This is a genomic window from Caballeronia sp. M23-90, from assembly GCF_053574605.1.
In genome coordinates, this window is sequence record NZ_JBSIPA010000649.1 from 1 (window position 1) to 2,738 (window position 2,738).

The window sequence follows — 2,738 nt, forward strand, 5'->3', positions numbered from 1 at the left end:
TATCGCCGGTGAGGAAATGAGTAACCCGGCCGCGCACCCGTCCCGCGATCTGGGCGGCATCGCGGTCGGTTTACCCATTTCCTCCCCGGCGATGGACGCACGCTGATCGAAGAGCGGTGCCGCGAATCCTTGCAGGAGCATTCCACGTGGCTTGTCAGCCAGATCACGCGCGAAGTCGCGCTGGCGCTTGAAACAGAGCTGACGGAGTGGGTGCGGGAAGCTGTGGCGGACGAGCTGGAACGGCGGGGCCGTGGCTAGGGTTCGGACGTCATTCGGACATCACTTCAACGAAAGAATCCAGTCCGCCAAAGCGTGCGCCTGGTCGGGCGTGACTTGCGTATTGGCGGGCATCGGCACGACGCCCCAGTCGCCCACACCGCCTTCCGCAATCTTGCGCGCCACGATCTCATGGGCGCCGGGAACGTCCGCGTATCGGGCGGCGACATGTTTGAACGATGGCCCCATGAAATCGCGCGATATCGAATGACAGCTCATGCAGTTGCTGCCCTGAGCGAGCACAAGACGCGGATCGGAGTTTGTCGGCTGTTGCGCATGAACGTTTGCTGCGCTGCAAACAAGCACCCACGCAATTCCCCATTTGCTCAATCGAATACCGAACGCCATGTGGTCTCCGTTGGTTTTTAACCTGGCCGGTTGCGCCACAGTATAAAAGACAAGGGGCGCACGATCTGCATCGTGCGCCCCTGGACGTTCGGCTGCGAACTAAGTATCAACCCGTCACAGCGCCCTTGTTCGCCGGCAACGCCAGCGCGGCGTACTTGGCCAGCACGCCGCGCGTATATCGTGGCGCGGGTTTCTTCCACTCGCCGCGGCGGCGTTCGATCTCCTTGTCGTCCACGTTGAGTTGAAGCAGCAGCTTGTGCGCGTCGATGGTGATCGAATCGCCTACCTTGACCAGCGCAATCGTGCCGCCCACGAACGCTTCCGGCGCGACGTGGCCGACCACCATGCCCCAGGTGCCGCCGGAGAAACGGCCATCGGTAATGAGGCCCACGGATTCACCCAGGCCCTGGCCGACGATCGCCGACGTCGGCGCCAGCATTTCCGGCATGCCGGGACCGCCTTGCGGCCCGAGGTAACGCAGCACGACGATATCGCCGGCCTTGATCTGCCCCGCGACGATCGCGGTCATTGCGCTTTGCTCGTCCTCGAACACGCGGGCCGGGCCCGTGATCACCGGGTTCTTCAGGCCGGTGATCTTGGCGACCGCGCCGTCCGTGGCCAGATTTCCCTTCAGGATCGCGAGATGACCTTCGTCGTAAAGCGCTTTGTCGATGGGGAAAATCACGTCCTGGTCAGCGCGCGGCTTCGACGGAATGTCCTTCAATTCTTCCGCGAGCGTCTTGCCCGTGATCGTGATGCAATCGCCGTGAAGCATGCCGGCGTCGAGCAGGATCTTCATGACTTGCGGAATGCCGCCCGCCTTGTGCAGATCGGTCGCCACGTACTGGCCCGACGGTTTCAGATTGCAGATCACCGGCACTTTCTTGCGCATGCGTTCGAAGTCGTCGATGGTCCATTCCACTTCCGCGGCGTGCGCAATAGCCAGGTAATGCAGCACGGCGTTAGTCGAGCCGCCCGTGGCCATGATCAGCGCGACGGCGTTTTCGATGGACTTCTTCGTGATGATGTCGCGCGGCTTGAGGTCGGCTTTCACGGCTTCGACCAGCACGCGCGCCGATTCCGCCGCGGACGTGACTTTTTCCTCGTCGGGGTTCGCCATCGTCGATGAATACAGCAGCGACATGCCGAGCGCCTCGAACGACGAGCTCATGGTGTTCGCCGTGTACATGCCGCCGCACGAACCGCTCGACGGGCATGCGTTTCTCTCGATGCCGTCGAAATCTTCCTTCGACATCCGCCCGGCCGAAAACTCGCCCACGGCCTCGAACGACGACACGATGGTCAGGTCCTTGCCCTTCCAGTTGCCCGGCCGAATGGTCCCGCCATACACGTAGATGCCCGGCACGTTGATGCGCGCGAGGCCGATCATGCCGCCCGGCATGTTCTTGTCGCAGCCGCCGATCACGACCACGCCGTCCATCCACTGGCCTTGCACCGCCGTTTCAATACAATCCGCGATCACTTCGCGCGAGACGAGCGAGTACTTCATGCCTTCGGTGCCCATCGACATGCCGTCGGAAATCGTCGGCGTGCCGAAGATCTGCGGATTGGCGTCCGACTTGCGGATGGATTCGACGGCGGCGTCCGCCAGCTTTTGCAGGCCCGAATTGCACGGCGTGATGGTGGAGTGACCGTTCGCGATGCCGATCATCGGCTTGTCGAAGTCTTCTTCCTTGTAGCCGAGGGCGTAATACATCGAGCGGTTCGGGGAACGCGCGACGCCTTGCGTGATGTTTTTCGAGCGGCGATTAAAGGCCATGTGGGGGCTCCTTGAGAATATTTTTGTTTGATCGCAGAAGGATGGAGCTTCTGCGAACGCGTGTCCAATATATTATTCAGGGTCTATAAGGTCGCGGAAGGTATCAGTGGAAACGCGAAACATCGAACTCAGATTGTTGCGGTATTTTGTGACGGTTGCCGAGGAAATGCACTTTGGGCGGGCGGCCGGACGGCTTGCGATGACCCAGCCGCCGTTGTCGCAGGCCATTCGCTCGCTCGAGGAGATGCTCGGCGTGGCGTTGTTCGTGCGGACCAAGCGCTCGGTCGAGCTGACGCCCGTCGGCAAGGATTTGCTGCCGGAGGTGCGGCGGCTA

General features: G+C 61.7%; 3 protein-coding genes and 1 pseudogene. 2 read left to right on the plus strand and 2 right to left on the minus strand.

Features of this window, described 5'->3' with window-relative positions:
* Positions 1-66: 66 nt before the first annotated feature.
* Positions 67-258 (plus strand): annotated as a pseudogene (locus tag ACRXB1_RS34095) (DUF2486 family protein); the annotation flags it as partial.
* Positions 259-279: 21 nt separating this feature from the next.
* On the opposite strand, the gene ACRXB1_RS34100 reads toward ACRXB1_RS34095, so the two are convergent.
* Positions 280-624 carry a c-type cytochrome gene (locus ACRXB1_RS34100; protein WP_069638342.1) on the minus strand — a complete coding sequence of 115 codons (345 nt, stop codon included), beginning with the start codon at positions 622-624 and terminating at the stop codon, positions 280-282.
* 106 nt (positions 625-730) lie between these two features.
* Positions 731-2,404: a dihydroxy-acid dehydratase gene (gene ilvD, locus ACRXB1_RS34105; RefSeq protein WP_449494549.1), complete on the minus strand. Its 1,674-nt coding sequence runs from the start codon at positions 2,402-2,404 to the stop codon at positions 731-733.
* Between the two features lie 106 nt (positions 2,405-2,510).
* On the opposite strand from ilvD, the gene ACRXB1_RS34110 reads away from it, so the two are divergent.
* Positions 2,511-2,738: LysR family transcriptional regulator (locus ACRXB1_RS34110; protein WP_449494550.1), on the plus strand; the 228-nt coding region annotated here is incomplete at its 3' end.

What these genes read in the sequence shown, in the direction of transcription:
- ACRXB1_RS34100 (WP_069638342.1), bottom strand. Translation starts at nt 624, where the DNA reads ATGGCGTTCGGTATTCGATTGAGCAAATGGGGAATTGCGTGGGTGCTT.
- ilvD (WP_449494549.1), bottom strand. Translation starts at nt 2,404, where the DNA reads ATGGCCTTTAATCGCCGCTCGAAAAACATCACGCAAGGCGTCGCGCGT.